Here is a 15,400-nt window from a genome sequence, read left to right as displayed (position 1 = left end):
ACTCCTCCTCCCGTGCTTTGTAGTGTAGCTTCTCACAAACTATTTTACAACACAGCGTAGAGAGTTGGAACACTTTCATTACTATTTGTGCCGCCAGCCGAAGGCGGCGGAATGGGGATTTATATGAGCTGGGAATGGATGCCACACAGCAGTATGAAAATGCGAGAAAAACCGTATGCCGCTTCCTCAACGCGGCATGCCCGGAGGAAATAATTTTTACAAGAAATACCACGGAATCCCTGAATCTGGTCGCTTACAGCTATGCGCTGTCGAAGCTTCGGCCCGGCGATGAAATTCTGGTCAGTATCATGGAGCACCACAGCAACCTTCTGCCATGGCAGATGGCGGCAAAGCGCACGGGAGCCGTACTTAAGTTCCTGGAATGTGAGACGGACGGAACACTGATGCCGGAACGTATCCGCCAGGCCGTCACTGCGCGGACCAGGCTGGTGGCAGTGGCCCATATTTCCAATGTTTTCGGCAGAGTGAACCCTGTCCGGGAAATTACAGACCTGGCCCACAGGCAGGGAGCTGTTGTGGTGGTGGACGCCGCCCAGAGCGCGCCCCACGTTCCCATTGACGTACAGGCGCTGGACGCTGATTTCCTCGCTTTTTCCGGCCATAAGCTGATGGCGCCCATGGGAATCGGCGTGCTGTATGGGAAAAAAGAACTGCTGGAAGCCATGCCTCCCTTCCTGACCGGCGGGGAGATGATAGAAAGGGTAAGCCGCCGGGATGCCGTTTATGCTCCCCTTCCCCATAAATTCGAAGCGGGGACGGTAAATGCCGCGGGAGCGGCGGCCCTGGAAGCTGCAATCCGATATCTGGAAAAAATCGGCTGGGAACGGCTGAAGCAAAGGGAGGATGAACTGACCGTACTGGCTTTTGAGGGAATGAAGCAAATCCCCGGCGTCCGGATCCTTGGCTCGGCGGATGGAACACAGCACAGCGGGATACTCACCTTCACTGTGGACGGCGTGCATCCCCATGATGTAGCCTCCATACTGGATGCGGATCACATTGCGGTACGGGCGGGCCATCACTGCGCCCAGCCCCTGATGGACTATCTCGGCGTCTCATCCACCGCAAGAGCAAGCATTGCCTTCTATAATACGGAAAATGAAATACAGGCATTTCTTCACAGCCTGCGACTAGTAAGGAGAAAAATGGGATATGGAGAATAGAACTTTTTATCATGAAATACTCATTGACCACAACATGCATCCCGCCCACAAGCACCCCCTTGCCGGGGCGGGGCTGGAGCTGGAGGGCGTAAATCCCAGCTGCGGAGATGATATTGTGCTCAGGCTGAAAATAGAAGACGGCAGGATAAAGGACGGAGCCTTTGAAGGAAGCGGCTGCGCCGTTTCCCAGGCCTCGGCGGACATGATGCTGGATCTGGTCATCGGAAAAACAAAAGAAGAGGCCGTCCGCCTTTCCGGCATTTTCCTGAGAATGATCCAGGGCCAGGCCTCTCCGGAGGAAATCGATGACCTGGAGGAAGCCGCCTGCCTCCAGGACGTAAGCCATATGCCCGCCCGCGTAAAATGCGCGGTACTGGGCTGGCATACTCTGGAAGAACTTTTAGCCAAAGAAAACTGAACCCCGCAGAACACTGCCCGTACATGAAAAAATCCCGGGGCCATACAGGCCGCCGGGATTTTCCAACACTTATTTGTAACTGACCAACACCTTTGCATTAACGGTTATTTTACATGCTTTTTAATCGCGTCAAAGCTCTCCTTACTGATGACATGCTCAATCTTACAAGCATCCTCAGCGGCAATCTTCTCATCCACGCCCAGCTTTACGAGCCATGCGGAGAGAAGCTGATGCCTTTCATAAATCATTTCAGCGATTTCACGGCCTGACTCCGTCAGATAAATATAGCCTTCCTTAGTCACCGTAATATGCTCCCGCTCCCGCAGATTCTTCATGGCCACGCTGACGCTGGATTTCTTAAAACCCAGCTCCTCCGCCACATCCACCGAACGGACAACCGGGTGTGATTTACTCAGAATTAAAATTGTCTCCAGATAATTTTCAGAGGATTCACCCACTGCCAATATACTCACCCCGCTTCCTGACATAAAGTTACTGTAATCCGAATGAACTAACTGGCGTTAGTATACCATATTTTTATAATATCAGCAAATATATTTATCCCCGCAGCACGCAACAAACCTGCAGCGTTAGCATCGCTGCGTTTTTAACTGAGTGGGAACATACCCATACAATAACCCTTCCCCTCTCCGCCCCTCCTCCCCGCCCCCGGCGCCGCAAAAACCTCGCCATGCCCTCATCCTACCTGCTAATGAGAAATTATTATCAGTAATAACATTGACAACTATTGGGAGTTAGAATATACTAATCGAGAAGAACAGGGAATGAAATCAATCCCCAATATCAAAAAAGAAAGAAGGTGGAATGATGCCTTTGACAATGGTGAATGCAGGTGAACCCAGTGTAATACGTAAAGTTGGCGGCAGGGAGGAAACAAGGAGGTTTCTTGAGAACCTTGGCTTTGTAACCGGCGGCGTGGTAACTGTAGTATCTGAAATCGGCGGCAATATGATAGTGAATGTTAAGGATTCCAGAGTGGCTATCGGAAAAGATATGGCCAACAAAATCATGGTATGTTAGAAGAAAGGGAGACAAGATGAGGACATTAAAAGAGATTCCCTGCGGGGAAAGAGTAAAGGTGACAAAGCTTACCGGGGAAGGCGCAGTGAAAAGAAGGATTATGGATATGGGGATTACGAAGGGGATTGATATTTTTGTCAGAAAGACAGCGCCCCTGGGAGATCCTGTGGAAGTAACTGTAAGAGGTTATGAGCTGTCGCTGCGGAAAGCCGATGCAGAAATGATTTTGGTGGAATAAAATTTTTTTAGATAGTAGTTAGACATAACTAATAAAAGATAGTTAAGACAAATTAAATGACAGGAAACATAGCTGCAATGAGGCGGAAAGAGGTAGAATATGTCAATTAAGATTGCATTAGCAGGAAATCCGAACTGCGGAAAGACGACATTGTTTAATGCGCTGACAGGTTCCAATCAGTTTGTGGGAAACTGGCCCGGTGTAACGGTGGAGAAAAAAGAGGGGAAGCTGAAGCGGTCACACGGAACCGCAGGTTCCATGGATGTGATCATCATGGACCTACCGGGCATCTATTCCCTTTCTCCCTATACTCTGGAGGAGGTCGTTGCAAGAAATTATCTGATCAACGAAAGACCGGATGCGATTATAAATATTGTGGACGGCACGAATATTGAGAGAAACCTGTACCTTTCCACACAGCTGATGGAACTGGGGATACCGGTGGTTATGGCTGTCAATATGATGGACATAGTGGAAAAGAACGGCGATGTCATCCATTTTGACAGGCTGAGCAAAAAGCTTGGCTGCGAGGTTGTGGAGATTTCCGCATTAAAGGGAACCGGTATCCGGAAAGCGGCAGAAAAGGCTATCAGCATCGCAGGCCGCAAGGATGCGGCAGTGCCTGTACATACCTTTGCCCCCGAAGTGGAAAGCGTGCTGGATTCCGTAGAAGCAAAGCTGGGCAGCAGTGTCCCGGAAGCGCAGAAAAGATTTTTTGCCATCAAACTGCTGGAAAAGGACGACAAGATTCAGGAGCAGATGGCGCAGGTCCCTGATGTATCTGAAGAAATAAACCGGATTGAAAAAGAATTGGATGATGATACGGAAAGTATTATCACCAATGAAAGATATGTATATATTTCCTCCATTATCAGTGAATGCTACAGCAGGAACAGGAAGCAGGACATGACAGCCTCCGATAAAATCGACAGGATTGTAACCAACCGCTGGCTGGCGCTTCCCATTTTTGCAGTGGTTATGTTTATCATTTATTATGTCTGCGTAACGACTGTAGGCACCTGGGCCACGGGCTGGGCCAACGACGGCGTATTCGGTGACGGCTGGAGCCTGTTCGGCCTGGAGGTGCCGGGCATCCCTGTTCTTGTGGAATCCCTGCTGAATACGGTGGGCTGTGCGGACTGGCTGCAGGGACTTATCCTTGACGGCATTGTGGCCGGCGTGGGCGCTGTGCTCGGCTTTGTCCCTCAGATGCTGGTGCTCTTTATTTTCCTGGCCTTCCTGGAAAGCTGCGGTTATATGGCAAGGATTTCCTTCATCATGGACAGAATTTTCCGCAGATTCGGCCTTTCCGGAAAATCCTTTATCCCGATGCTCATTGGAAGCGGCTGCGGCGTGCCCGGCATCATGGCTTCCCGTACCATTGAAAACGACCGTGACCGTAAAATGACCATTATGACGACCACCTTTGTTCCCTGCGGAGCGAAGCTTCCCATTATCGCCCTGATTGCAGGCGCGTTGTTCGGCGGAGCCTGGTGGGTTGCACCCAGCGCCTACTTTGTGGGAATCGGGGCAATCATCTGTTCCGGCATTATTTTAAAAAAGACAAAATTGTTTACCGGGGATCCTGCGCCCTTCGTTATGGAGCTCCCTGCATATCATTGGCCTACCGTGGGAAATGTGCTTCGCAGCATGTGGGAGCGCGGCTGGTCCTTCATCAAAAAAGCCGGTACCGTTATCCTGCTTTCCACTATCGTAATATGGTTTACCACTTACTTCGGATGGGTGGACGGACAGTTCAGGATGCTTGAAGCTATGGAAATTAACCACAGCATCCTGGCTAAAATCGGCAGCGCCGTTTCCTGGATATTCATTCCGCTTGGCTGGGGAGACTGGAAGTCCACAGTGGCGGCTATTACCGGGCTGGTAGCCAAGGAAAACGTGGTGGGTACATTTGGTATTCTTTACGGTTTTGCCGAGGTTGCCGAAGACGGCACCGAAATCTGGGGAACGCTGGCAGGTAGCATGACCGCATTAGCGGCATACTCCTTCCTGGTATTCAACCTTCTGTGCGCGCCCTGTTTTGCAGCAATGGGCGCTATCAAGAGAGAAATGAACAATGCAAAATGGTTCTGGTTCGCAATCGGCTACCAGACGGGTCTGGCATATGTGGTTTCCCTCTGTGTATACCAGCTCGGGATTCTCTTTACGGCAGGCGCCTTTGGAATTGGCACCGTAGTGGCAATACTTCTTCTTGCAGGCTTCCTCTATCTGCTGGTAAGGCCATATAAGGAAAGATGAAAACAAATTCTGCAGGAAAGATGAAAACGAATTCAGCATGAAAACAAATTCAGCATTGACAAGTCCTGTCCGGCTTGCTATACTGAACAAAATAAACAGCAGGAGGTTGATTAAATATGAGAAAAACTTTTTTCCATGGGAATTTCATAAATAATAAGTCAGCCTGCCATGTGTTGAGATAAGAAGCGTCTTTTTAACAGGATTATTTTAACCACAGTTACAGACTGTGGTTTTTTTGTACGCTTTTTTACCGCAGGCAGGCATTCCGTCCCCATATAAGGAATGTAAAACTGGCTGGAAAGCGTATGGAAAATGGAAAACAGAATATTGAACCTGGGCATACTCGCCCATGTGGACGCAGGAAAAACCACGCTGACGGAGAGTCTCCTTTACCACAGCGGAATTATTAAGAGCAGGGGAAGCGTGGACAGGGGAACCACAATCACGGATTCCCTGGAGCTGGAGCAGAAGAGAGGAATGACAATCAAGGCTTCCACCGTCTCTTTTCCCATAGGCGATGTGAAAATTAATCTGATTGATACACCGGGTCATGTGGATTTTATCGGGGAGGTGGAGCGTTCCCTCCGGGCGCTGGACGGCGTGGTGCTGGTCATATCGGCAAGAGAGGGCGTGCAGCCCCAGACAAGAATTCTCTTTCACCAGCTGAAGAAAATGAAGATGCCGGTCATCCTTTTCATTAACAAAACAGACAGGGTGGGCGCGGACTATGAGGCGGTTCTGGCGCAGATCCGTACCCAGCTGTCAACGAGGATTATACAGATGCAGGAGGTTAAGCGGACGCCGCAGCAGGATTATACAATAAGGGAATATGACTGGGCGGACACTGTTTACACGGAGCAGATTATCATGTGTTCCGAAAAGCTTCTGGAAAAGTACCTGGATGGCCAGAAGGTGGAGGCGGAAGAGCTGGAGGCATGTTTAAGGTTCCGCGTGGGAAAAGGGCGGCAGTATCCGGTCTATGCAGGTTCTGCCCTGAAGGATCTGGGAATTGAACAGCTGATGCGGGGGATAGTCCGCTGGCTTCCTGTAAGAAAACCGGAAAGCAGCCGTCTTTCCGCCTATATTTATAAGGTGGAGCATGATGAGTGCGGACATAAGAAGGTTTTTTTCCGGGTATTTTCCGGAACGATTTCGCAAAAGGACAGGGTGTCCGCTGCCGGGGCGGTTCAGGAGATCACGATTAACAATCTGATGACTGTAAGCCGGGGCAGGCAGATACCTGCCGTAAAGGTAGGGGTAAATGACATCGGAATCCTGACGGATATCCCGGCTCTGGACTGCGGCGGATTTATCGGTGAAGCCTGCGGCGGTAAAAATATGGGGCGCCTGATGGAGCCGATGCTGTGCGTAAATGTGGCGCCGGCGGAGACTGGGGACAGATACCGGCTTCTGGATGCGCTGAATGTGCTGACGGAGGAGGATCCGTTGCTTAAGGTCAGGGTATCGGAGCAGACAGGGGAAATACTGATGGATTTGTTCGGAAAGCTGCAGATAGAAATCCTCCGGGATACGCTGGCGGAAAGGTTTGGTGTGAAAGCGGAATTTTCCGGTATGAAGACGATATGCAGGGAAAAGCCTGTCTCAGCTGCCTGTGCGGAAATACGAATGGGAGAAAAAAGGAACCTGCACAGAGCGGGAATCGGAATACGGATGGAACCGCTGGAGGCTGGGGAAGGCAACCGGTATGAGACACAGGTTTCCTTTGGCTTTATAGAGAAATCATTTCAGAATGCGGTGAGAGAGGGGGTATGGAAGGCGCTCGAGGAAGGGCTTGAATATGCCGTGGCGGATACCCGGATTGTATTCGTGGACGCAGACTACGACAGTGTGACGAGTACACCTGCGGATTACCGCAGACTTGCGCCCCTGGTGGTCAGAAAAGCGCTGCGGCAGGCCGGAGTGATTAAGCTGGAGCCGGTTATGAGCTACCGGCTGTTTGCACCGTCAGGCTGTGAGAAGAGACTGATGGGCAGGCTTGCCAATATGCAGGCTTCTATTGACGATGTGGGCTATAACGGCGATGAATTGGAGGTTTCAGGCCAGGTGCCCTTTGATACGGCAAAGGAATTCCAGGTGGAACTAAAGAGCATGACAGGCGGCATGGGAATCTTTGAAATGGAGTTTTTGGAGTATAGAAGGTGCAGACAGGAGGGGAATGGCTGAAGCCTTTTCCGGAAGCTGTTTTGCTTGATTTTTCGTTCGGCACAGAATTTGACACCGGCCTGCCGGGATGCTACAATTTACGTTAAAGTCCGGCATATGCGGAAAAATAACAATGCAGACCATTTACCAGATGAAAACAGGAAAAGGTGACAGGTATGGTAACAATAAAAGAAATTGCGGACAGGGCCGGTGTTTCAAGAGGAACGGTGGACCGTGTGCTGAATAACCGGGGAAAGGTGAATCCGGAAAAAGAGGAACGGGTGCGCCGGATAGCCCAGGAGCTGGGATATAAGCCGAATGTGGCGGGAAAAGGCCTGGCGGCGAGGAAGAAGCATCTGAAGCTGGGTTTTATCTGTGTGGACGATGAATTTGCGCCTTTTTTTACAGATGTGCTCAAAGGCGCGGAAAAGCAGGCGGAGGAACTGAGGCAGTACGGCGTTGAGGTACTTTTTTTTATTACCAGGATAGAGGAGTTGATGGATGAAGAGTGCCTGGAGCGTATTGTCAGTGAGAATGCAATGGACGGCTGGGTGATTAACGGCGTTCTGTCCGAGCACTTTACCAGGGCTATGAAGTCATGTGGGAGAGAGCCGGTACCTGTAATTTTTTATAATATGGACGAACCGGGAGCGGACAGGATGGCCTATGTCGGCTGTGACTACGAGAAGTCGGGCCGGCTGGCAGCAGGAGTAGCGGCCCTGATGACCGATGGTAAAGCCCGGGTAGGTGTGGTTTCTGTGGATGACGGTACCATAAGCAGCTTTAAGGCACGTATGGAAGGCTTCCATATGGAAATCAGTGAAAGATACCCGGAAATGTCCGTGGTTTCCCAGCAGGTGATGACAAGGGAGAAGGATCAGTTTGATTTTTTTGTAGCAGTGCAGGGAATGGTGGAATGCCATCCCGAAATCAATATTCTGTATCTGGTAAATCCCGGAGATTACAGCATCTGTCAGGCAATACGCAAAGCCAGCACCGGCAGGGACATTAAGATCATCTCCAACGATCTGGTGGAAAAGCAGCGTCAGATGGTAAAGGACGGCGTAATTGCCGCCACCATATGCCAGGAACCGGAAAAACAGGGAGCGCTTCCGTTGGAGCTTCTCTTCAATTACCTGGCGCTTGGCATGGAACCGATGAAGGAATACTATTTTACGGAGCTAAGCATACGTATCAGCCAGAATGTATAGCGCTGCCTGCTTATTCGGAGAACAGAGCTGCGGGGAACCTTCCTGTATGTTATTGGAAAATAAAGAGAACGTCTTGATGAAGAGGCGCTATTCCTTTTTAACTGATTAAAGCCAGCTGAGTCTTCCTTTCATTGCAATTTTCCTGCCCCCTTTTGTTATCCTTCCGATTTCATAGCAGGGGTAATGTTGGGAGATGCGGCGTACTACATCCTCTTTTTCCTCCCGGGAAACCACCAGGACAAAGCCGACGCCACAGTTGAAGGTCCGCAGCATTTCTTCATCCTCCACGTTTCCCCGCAGCTTAATATATTTGAATACAGGAAGCGGCCTGATTTGCGGCAGGCTGATTTCCGCCGTAAGGCCATCAGGGATAATGCGGCAGAGATTGCCTTCTATCCCGCCCCCTGTGATATGAGCCATGCCGTGGAGATATTCCTGGCCGAACAGTTCCTTAACCGCTTTGTAATAGGGCGTGTGGGGCTTCATAATCTGTTCGATAAATGTCAGGCCGTCTATACGATCCAGCTTTATCTGCGTCATTTTCAATTCTTTTCTCTTCTCTGAGATAAAATGTCCGATTTTAATACTGTCCAGCATTGCGCATTCCTCCGTTTCTTATACAGTGATTATAGCTTGGGCGTATGGGCTGTTACAATAACTGCTTTTTTGAGTTTACAGCCTTTTTCTACCACTGATAGAATTCGGGGGACTTTTTGGAAATTGAAAGTCATGAGCAGGGGGCGGTATTGTTGAAGAAAAAAATAAAACAAAAAATGCAATGTTTTTGACTTTTTCAGGACAAATATTACATAGATTATTTTGGGCTTTACAGGTATACTTAGACCGGAAATTGTTTTCCTGTACAGTAAACAGGAAAAAGTCAAAACAGAGGAAATTTGTAAATGAACAAAGTTTTTTACAGGCAGAGTAAGGAGAAAGAAAGTATGATGGAGAAAAATAAAACGCTGATTATCTTTACGGACAGCGGAGACACCATTATCGACGAGGCTTCCCAGGTTTATGATGCACAGGAACCGGGGATTGTAAGCCAGGCGGAGTTTATTGAAAATGCAGGAGAAATACTGCAGCAGCTGCATGAGGAAGGTTACACTGTTGCGCTTGTAGCGGACGGGGAAGAAGCGTCCTTTCAGAATGTTTACAGAAAAAACGGACTGCGCAGCTGCTTCGATGCTTGGGTGGTTTCGGAAACAGTGGGACAGCAGAAGCCGGAGGCAATTATGTTTCAGACAGCCATGGAACAGCTGGGACTGGAGGAAAAGGATAAGAAACGGATTGTCATGATTGGCAATAATTTGAAAAAGGATATTGCAGGGGCAAACCGTTTTGGGATTACCAGCATCTGGCTGGACTGGTCGCCGCGTTATTACAGAACTATAGAGGAAGAGGACTGGAGGCCGGATTATACGGTACATCATCCTTCGGAGCTTCCTGCTTTACTGGAGGAACTGAACAGAAAACTTGAGGATAAAGCGCCTGGAAGATAGTTCTCTTCATTTATTTTAATCCAATCCCGTTCAGGACTTCATTTGTTGTAATTCCGCTGTAATTATATTCTAATTCGCTTATGGAAAATGGGATTACAGCTTTGCCGCCAAGCTTTATGAGTTTATAATTCGTGCGCAGTCGTTCTGCATTTTTTACAATTGATTCTTTTATGGACGGTCTTTCGATACTGTCGGAATTTTCAAGGATGCTTTCCAAATCCCCGAATTCATGGAGAAGCCGGGCAGCGGTTTTCGGACCGATCTTATCCGCGCCTTTTATGTTGTCGGAGCTGTCACCTGTAAGGGATTTAAAATCCGCATACAGGGAAGGTGCGATGCCCAGTTTTTCTTTGATATAATCAGAATCACAGACAACCGTATTTTTGCCGCGGTAGCGTAAAACCCTTATATTTTTATTGATCAGCTGAAAAAAATCACTGTCAAAGGAAGCAATTACAACTGACATTTGTTCCCCATAGGCGTAAGCATAGCCCGCGATAATGTCATCGGTTTCCAGTTGCTGGACCGCCTTTCCCTTCCCGTTTATAATACGCGAAGGCATGCCGAAAAACATTTGAAAAAGAAGGTTGGAACCGTCAATAATCAGCAGCTTGTCCATATCTTTATAACCTCCCTGATATCTGATGCCGTGAAAATATTAAAATAAAAGCCGCTGGCAGGATTACGGCTGCCGGGAAGGAAAACGGACGCAAAAACAGGGCGAAAACAGGGCAAAAACGGATTTGGCAGCGGAAGCGGCGATAATAACAGCCATAGCGGCGGCAATCAGAATAAAATTTCCCTTTTCAATTTTACAATTCTTTATTCATATGTCCAATATTTCAATCCCCATTTTCCTGAGTATATCAGATTATCATAGACTATAACAGCACAGATCTGTATTCACTCTAAGTTTGTTTGCTTTTTTTACGCAATAATTGTAGTACTGTAAAACAGCACTGCATTTGCAGAAATATGGTGAATATGTAAAATACAGAACGAAAATGTGTGCGGACACATCGCGTTCACGTTTTGTATGAAAAAAATAATAAAATTACAACTTGTAATTTGTGAAAAATGCATAGAAATATTTGCGTATAACTTTGTTCTATTGACAAAATGGAAGTATAAAACTAAAATATAAATATAGTGCTCGTACACACTGCTAATTGCAGAGAATAAATCAACTGCAAAAGGGAAAAAATGCCGGACTTCTGTAATGGCGGGGATGTAAGATCCGGAGACACGGATACCGGGTATACAACGCAGATGCAGGGTTTGGACAAACAAAAAAGGAGTGCAAGGGGATATGCAGGAAAAAAAGTATTTGAAATGGTACAACAAACTGGGGTATGGTTCCGGTGACTGGGCAGCCAATATGGTCTATGCCCTGTTGACAAGCTTTGTTCTGATCTATCTGACGGATACGGTGGGGCTGAATGCAGGTATTGTAGGAACTCTGATGATGTTCTCAAAATTTGCAGACGGCGTGACGGACGTATTTTTCGGCAGCCTGATTGACAAGACCAAGAGTAAAATGGGGAAAGCGCGTCCCTGGATGCTCTGGTCCTACATAGGAAATACAGTATGTCTGATTGCGATCTTTGCGATTCCCTCCAGTTGGGGCGATACCGCAAAATATGCTTATTTCTTTATCGCATACACGCTGCTGAATGCTGTATTCTATACCGCAAACAATATTGCATATGCATCTTTAACAGCGCTTATCACCAAAAACAACAATGAACGTGTGCAGATGGGATCCATCCGGTTCATGTTTTCCCTGGCAACCAACCTGGTAGTGGCATCCATTACCATTAAGGCAGTGGCATCCATGGGCGGCGGCGCTGCAGGCTGGCGTAACGTGGCAATTGTGTACGGGCTTATCGGCCTGGTGGTAAATACCATATCCGTCCTGTCTGTAAAGGAAGTGCCGGATGAAGAAGAAAAGGTGCAGACCTCCGCTGAAAAGGGAGGGGAAGATAAGCTGTCCCTTTGGGAATCCGCCAAGCTTCTGTTTGCGAACAAATATTATCTGATTATTGTAGCTGTTTATGTCCTGACTTATATTCAGACTGGCATTGCGGGCATCGGTATTTATTATATGACCTATGTGCTGGGCAATCCCGCTTTGCTGGGAACCTTTTCCGCGGCGCAGATGTTCCCGATGATTATCGGCCTGGCATTTACTCCCTGGCTGGTGAAAAAAGCAAAGGGAATGTATAAGGTAAATCTGTTCGGGTATTGTATCGCTTTCTTTATGAGAATCGGTTTTATTGTGGGCGGAATGATGGGCAATATCCCCATGATGCTGTGCTTCTCCGTTCTTGCCGGACTCTGTGTCAGCCCCCTGACCGGAGATCTGAACGCGCTGATTGCAGCAACCAGCGATTATACCTACAGGACAAAAGGCAAGAGGATTGACGGAACCATGTACTCCTGCTCCTCACTGGGAATTAAGATCGGAAGCGGCATCGGTACCGCATTAACCGGATGGCTGCTCGCAGCCGGCGGTTATATAGCAAACGCGGAGATTCAGCCGCAGTCCTGTATTAATATGCTGAACTTCCTGTATCTGTGGTTCCCGTTTATCATGGTTATAATTATGATAATACTTCTGTATTCCCTGAAGGTGGAAAAAGCAAATGAAGACTGGGATGCGGAGCATGGGAAACAGTAAGAAAAGATTGGGAAAGAAACCGTAAAAACGAAACGGGAATTTTAAATATGTATAATAGTCAGACGCTGCAGGCTGCAAAAAGGCCTGCAGCGTTTGTTGTGGTGGGACAGGGGGCGCGCGCAGGGCATAGCTGTGATGAGATTTTTCGCCCATTTATTAAAGCAGGTTTGCGCCCCGGCCGGTTTATATGCGTTTGCCCTAGAAATTATCTCCTGCAGAATTCTCCAGTTCGCGGATATCGTCAAGGGGTATCATGGTATTAACAATGGATAGCGTTCTGCCGGCGGGATTGAATTTTGAGACCATGCCGGTGAGCTTTACGTATTCACCGTCATGAAAGTAAACGACGGTGATGATGTCTCCGGTGTGTATCATCCTCAGCCTGCGGTCCAGCTCTTCCTTGCGCTCCTCTGACAGTTCTGTTTTGGGAACAATGATCCGCTCTTTTTCAGCAAGAGCTTCACGGAAGCCTTTTACTGCATCGAAGGGCATGAAAATTTTAGCACGGTCGGCCTTAGTCTGATTCGCCACTTTTATGACCTCCTATCTGAAGATTCCGTTCTCTGGTAGTTGCGGCATCCTCCAGGTTCATTCCTTTCATGATGGCATTTTTGCCGAATTTTTTCTTGATGTCCAGGACGGCTATCTGTATTTTCCGATCCTTTTCCAGCTCGGCAGGGTCGGTAAAGAGATCGTACTGCTCGTATGCCTCATCCACCACATTGTTAAAGCCGATATTTACGCGGCGGATAGGGGCGGTTTTGTTAACTATTTTCTCATACAGCAGGGAAAAAGCTTTGGTAATGACACGTACGGAGTTGGTCGTTACGGTGAGCGGGGAGGTCCCGTGGGAGGATTTTGCGGTATCCCGGGAATAACCCACGTAAAGAAAAATGGAATCCGTGACAAGGCCCTTATCCACCAGGTCAAGACAGAGCAGATCCACCATTTCCTTGACGATGAGCAGCCCTTCTTCATAATTATATTCCCGAAACAGCACTTGGCCGCTGGAGAGGGAATTGTTTTTTGATTTATAGGCTTTGATTTCCGCGATGGTGGTGGGTTCCCTTCCCCAGGAATGGTCGATGAGATATTCTGCATCAACGCCGAAGGCTTTATAAAGAAGCTTTTCGTCCATATGGGCAACCTCGCCCATTGAGGTGATTCCCATGGACGACAGCCGGCTGGCAATGCCGGAGCCGATCCGCCAGAAATCGGTAAGCGGCCGGTGATCCCATAAAGTCTTACGGTAAGTCTCTTCGTCCAGATAGCCTATAAAATCAGAATTATGCTTTGCTGTGATATCCAGGGCTATTTTGGCAAGATACAGGTTCGTACCGATGCCGCAGGCTGCAGGAAGGCCGGTGGTGTCACGGATGTCCTGAAGGATGCGAAGGGCCAGTTTCCTGGCTGTAAGGCGGTACATAGGCAGATAATCCGTGATATCCAGAAAGGCTTCATCAATGGAATATACGTGAATATCCTCTTTGGCCGCATATTTTAAATAAATGGAATAAATATTGGCGGAGTGTTCGATATATAACTTCATGCGCGGCGGCGCCATGATATATTTCATATTGTCAGGAATCTGGAATACTCGGCAGCGGTTCCTGACGCCCATGCTTTTCATGGAGGGGGATACGGCCAGACATATAGTGCCGCTGTGACGTTCAGGGTCCGCAACAACCAGATTGGTGGTAAGAGGATCGAGGCCGCGTTCCACACACTCTACGGAAGCATAAAAAGATTTCAAATCAATACATAAATACATTCTGTCAGACATTCCCAGGACCTCCAGTCCATATGGATATTATCCTGCACAGGCCCGGCTTAACAGAGTACGCCGCCTGTAAGAGTGAGCAGGCTGCGCCCTGTTGGCATGCCGGGAAGAAAGAAGAAGGGCGGCAGAAAGCATTGCAGGGCAGCCGTATAATTTGATTATAACAGAACTGATGTTCGGAGTAAACAACCAAAAAATTTTTTGATAAATATAGGGAAAATAAAGTAACTGTGAAAGGGCTGGACAGCTGAATAATTGCAACAGGAGTAACAGATCTGCTATCTGAACTGTTACGAGTATCAAATGGATTTTGTGGCTGCGGCGAACTGCAAGGCTCTAATGCCTCAGGAAAATCCTGGCAAAAAATCCTTCGTTCAGGGCCGGAACCGCCCCTGCACATTCTGTTCAAAGGAATAGCCAAGCTCCAGAAGCTTTCGCTCCCGGCCATATTCCGCAGCAAAGGTCGCGCCCTGGGGGACTCCTTTTTTATCCATGCCAAGGGGCACCGTCAACTAAGGATAACCGGCGGCGGAAACAGTGGCGGAGGCCGTGCTGTTCAGAAAAACGACGGCATCCAGGCCGTGCTCTGAAAAAAGTGTATCCAGAATTTCCTGCGCTTCCTGTATGGAACCCTTTATGGGGCCGTCATCGCACTGTTCCACCCCGTCCGCTGCTTCCAGAAGATCCTGTCCATAACGGATGCGCCGCCTGGAATCTTCCTGATTATAAGTAATAAGCTCCTTCAGGGTAGTGATGGGAAGACCGTATTTTAACGCATACGCCTCAAAATCCCGGATAGTGTCAAATGATGTATGAAAAAAAGAGTCAAAAAAATAGGCTCAAAAGAACCTTGAAAACTGCAGATATTGATACTTGAAAGCTCTCCGAGGGCATAGGGCTCTGCCCTATGTATCCGCAAGG

General features: G+C 48.3%; 15 protein-coding genes. 9 read left to right on the top strand and 6 right to left on the bottom strand.

Annotated elements, in window-relative coordinates; genetic code table 11:
• The first annotated feature begins 41 nt into the window (after positions 1 to 41).
• Complete coding sequence (locus tag FYJ45_RS27705) at positions 42 to 1,184, top strand: aminotransferase class V-fold PLP-dependent enzyme (RefSeq protein WP_330588851.1); 1,143 nt, start codon at positions 42 to 44, stop codon at positions 1,182 to 1,184.
• Positions 1,174 to 1,602 (top strand): Fe-S cluster assembly sulfur transfer protein SufU, encoded by a 429-nt coding sequence (gene sufU, locus FYJ45_RS27700; RefSeq protein ID WP_154468219.1) that lies wholly within the window; start codon positions 1,174 to 1,176, stop codon positions 1,600 to 1,602. The genes FYJ45_RS27705 and sufU overlap by 11 nt, the downstream gene beginning before the upstream one ends.
• Positions 1,603 to 1,706: 104 nt before the next feature.
• Here sufU and FYJ45_RS27695 read toward each other — a convergent pair whose 3' ends face one another.
• Entirely contained in the window at positions 1,707 to 2,066 is a 360-nt protein-coding gene (locus FYJ45_RS27695; protein ID WP_025490683.1) for a metal-dependent transcriptional regulator, read from the bottom strand.
• Between the two features lie 361 nt (positions 2,067 to 2,427).
• On the opposite strand from FYJ45_RS27695, the gene FYJ45_RS27690 reads away from it, so the two are divergent.
• From FYJ45_RS27690 to FYJ45_RS27670, 5 genes are all read left to right on the top strand, one after another.
• Complete coding sequence (locus FYJ45_RS27690) at positions 2,428 to 2,643, top strand: FeoA family protein (protein WP_021639415.1); 216 nt, start codon at positions 2,428 to 2,430, stop codon at positions 2,641 to 2,643.
• A gap of 16 nt (positions 2,644 to 2,659) precedes the next feature.
• Positions 2,660 to 2,881, top strand: coding sequence for a FeoA family protein (locus FYJ45_RS27685; RefSeq protein ID WP_154468218.1), 222 nt, complete (start codon positions 2,660 to 2,662; stop codon positions 2,879 to 2,881).
• A 99-nt stretch (positions 2,882 to 2,980) separates the two neighbouring features.
• Entirely contained in the window at positions 2,981 to 5,140 is a 2,160-nt protein-coding gene (gene feoB / locus FYJ45_RS27680) for a ferrous iron transport protein B (protein ID WP_154468217.1), read from the top strand.
• 312 nt (positions 5,141 to 5,452) lie between these two features.
• Positions 5,453 to 7,324: an elongation factor G gene (locus tag FYJ45_RS27675; RefSeq protein WP_154468216.1), complete on the top strand. Its 1,872-nt coding sequence runs from the start codon at positions 5,453 to 5,455 to the stop codon at positions 7,322 to 7,324.
• Between the two features lie 155 nt (positions 7,325 to 7,479).
• Positions 7,480 to 8,514 carry a LacI family DNA-binding transcriptional regulator gene (locus tag FYJ45_RS27670; protein WP_154468215.1) on the top strand — a complete coding sequence of 345 codons (1,035 nt, stop codon included), beginning with the start codon at positions 7,480 to 7,482 and terminating at the stop codon, positions 8,512 to 8,514.
• A gap of 105 nt (positions 8,515 to 8,619) precedes the next feature.
• Here the strand turns inward: FYJ45_RS27670 and FYJ45_RS27665 are convergent, their stop codons facing one another.
• On the bottom strand, positions 8,620 to 9,111 hold the full coding sequence (locus FYJ45_RS27665) for an AIR synthase-related protein (protein WP_154468214.1): 492 nt from the start codon (positions 9,109 to 9,111) through the stop codon (positions 8,620 to 8,622).
• Between the two features lie 347 nt (positions 9,112 to 9,458).
• Between FYJ45_RS27665 and FYJ45_RS27660 the strand changes: the two genes are divergently transcribed.
• Entirely contained in the window at positions 9,459 to 10,019 is a 561-nt protein-coding gene (locus FYJ45_RS27660; protein WP_154468213.1) for an HAD family hydrolase, read from the top strand.
• Positions 10,020 to 10,029: 10 nt separating this feature from the next.
• Here FYJ45_RS27660 and FYJ45_RS27655 read toward each other — a convergent pair whose 3' ends face one another.
• Positions 10,030 to 10,638 carry a 5'-3' exonuclease gene (locus FYJ45_RS27655; protein WP_154468212.1) on the bottom strand — a complete coding sequence of 203 codons (609 nt, stop codon included), beginning with the start codon at positions 10,636 to 10,638 and terminating at the stop codon, positions 10,030 to 10,032.
• Between the two features lie 690 nt (positions 10,639 to 11,328).
• Here FYJ45_RS27655 and FYJ45_RS27650 point away from each other — a divergent pair.
• A complete protein-coding gene (locus FYJ45_RS27650) occupies positions 11,329 to 12,699 on the top strand; it encodes an MFS transporter (protein ID WP_102286885.1) in 1,371 nt (456 codons plus the stop codon).
• A 198-nt stretch (positions 12,700 to 12,897) separates the two neighbouring features.
• Here FYJ45_RS27650 and FYJ45_RS27645 read toward each other — a convergent pair whose 3' ends face one another.
• From FYJ45_RS27645 to FYJ45_RS27635, 3 genes are all read right to left on the bottom strand, one after another.
• A complete protein-coding gene (locus FYJ45_RS27645; protein ID WP_320620505.1) occupies positions 12,898 to 13,230 on the bottom strand; it encodes a YolD-like family protein in 333 nt (110 codons plus the stop codon).
• The gene (locus FYJ45_RS27640) at positions 13,214 to 14,482 is read right to left on the bottom strand and encodes a Y-family DNA polymerase (protein ID WP_154468211.1); all 1,269 of its coding nucleotides are present in this window, start codon (positions 14,480 to 14,482) and stop codon (positions 13,214 to 13,216) included. The genes FYJ45_RS27645 and FYJ45_RS27640 overlap by 17 nt, the downstream gene beginning before the upstream one ends.
• 509 nt (positions 14,483 to 14,991) lie before the next feature.
• Positions 14,992 to 15,141, bottom strand: coding sequence for a hypothetical protein (locus FYJ45_RS27635; protein ID WP_154468210.1), 150 nt, complete (start codon positions 15,139 to 15,141; stop codon positions 14,992 to 14,994).
• Positions 15,142 to 15,400: the final 259 nt, after the last annotated feature.

The sequence above is a fragment of the Eisenbergiella porci genome (assembly GCF_009696275.1).
GTDB lineage: Bacteria > Bacillota > Clostridia > Lachnospirales > Lachnospiraceae > Eisenbergiella > Eisenbergiella porci.
This window is presented reverse-complemented; position numbering and strand designations above follow the sequence as displayed.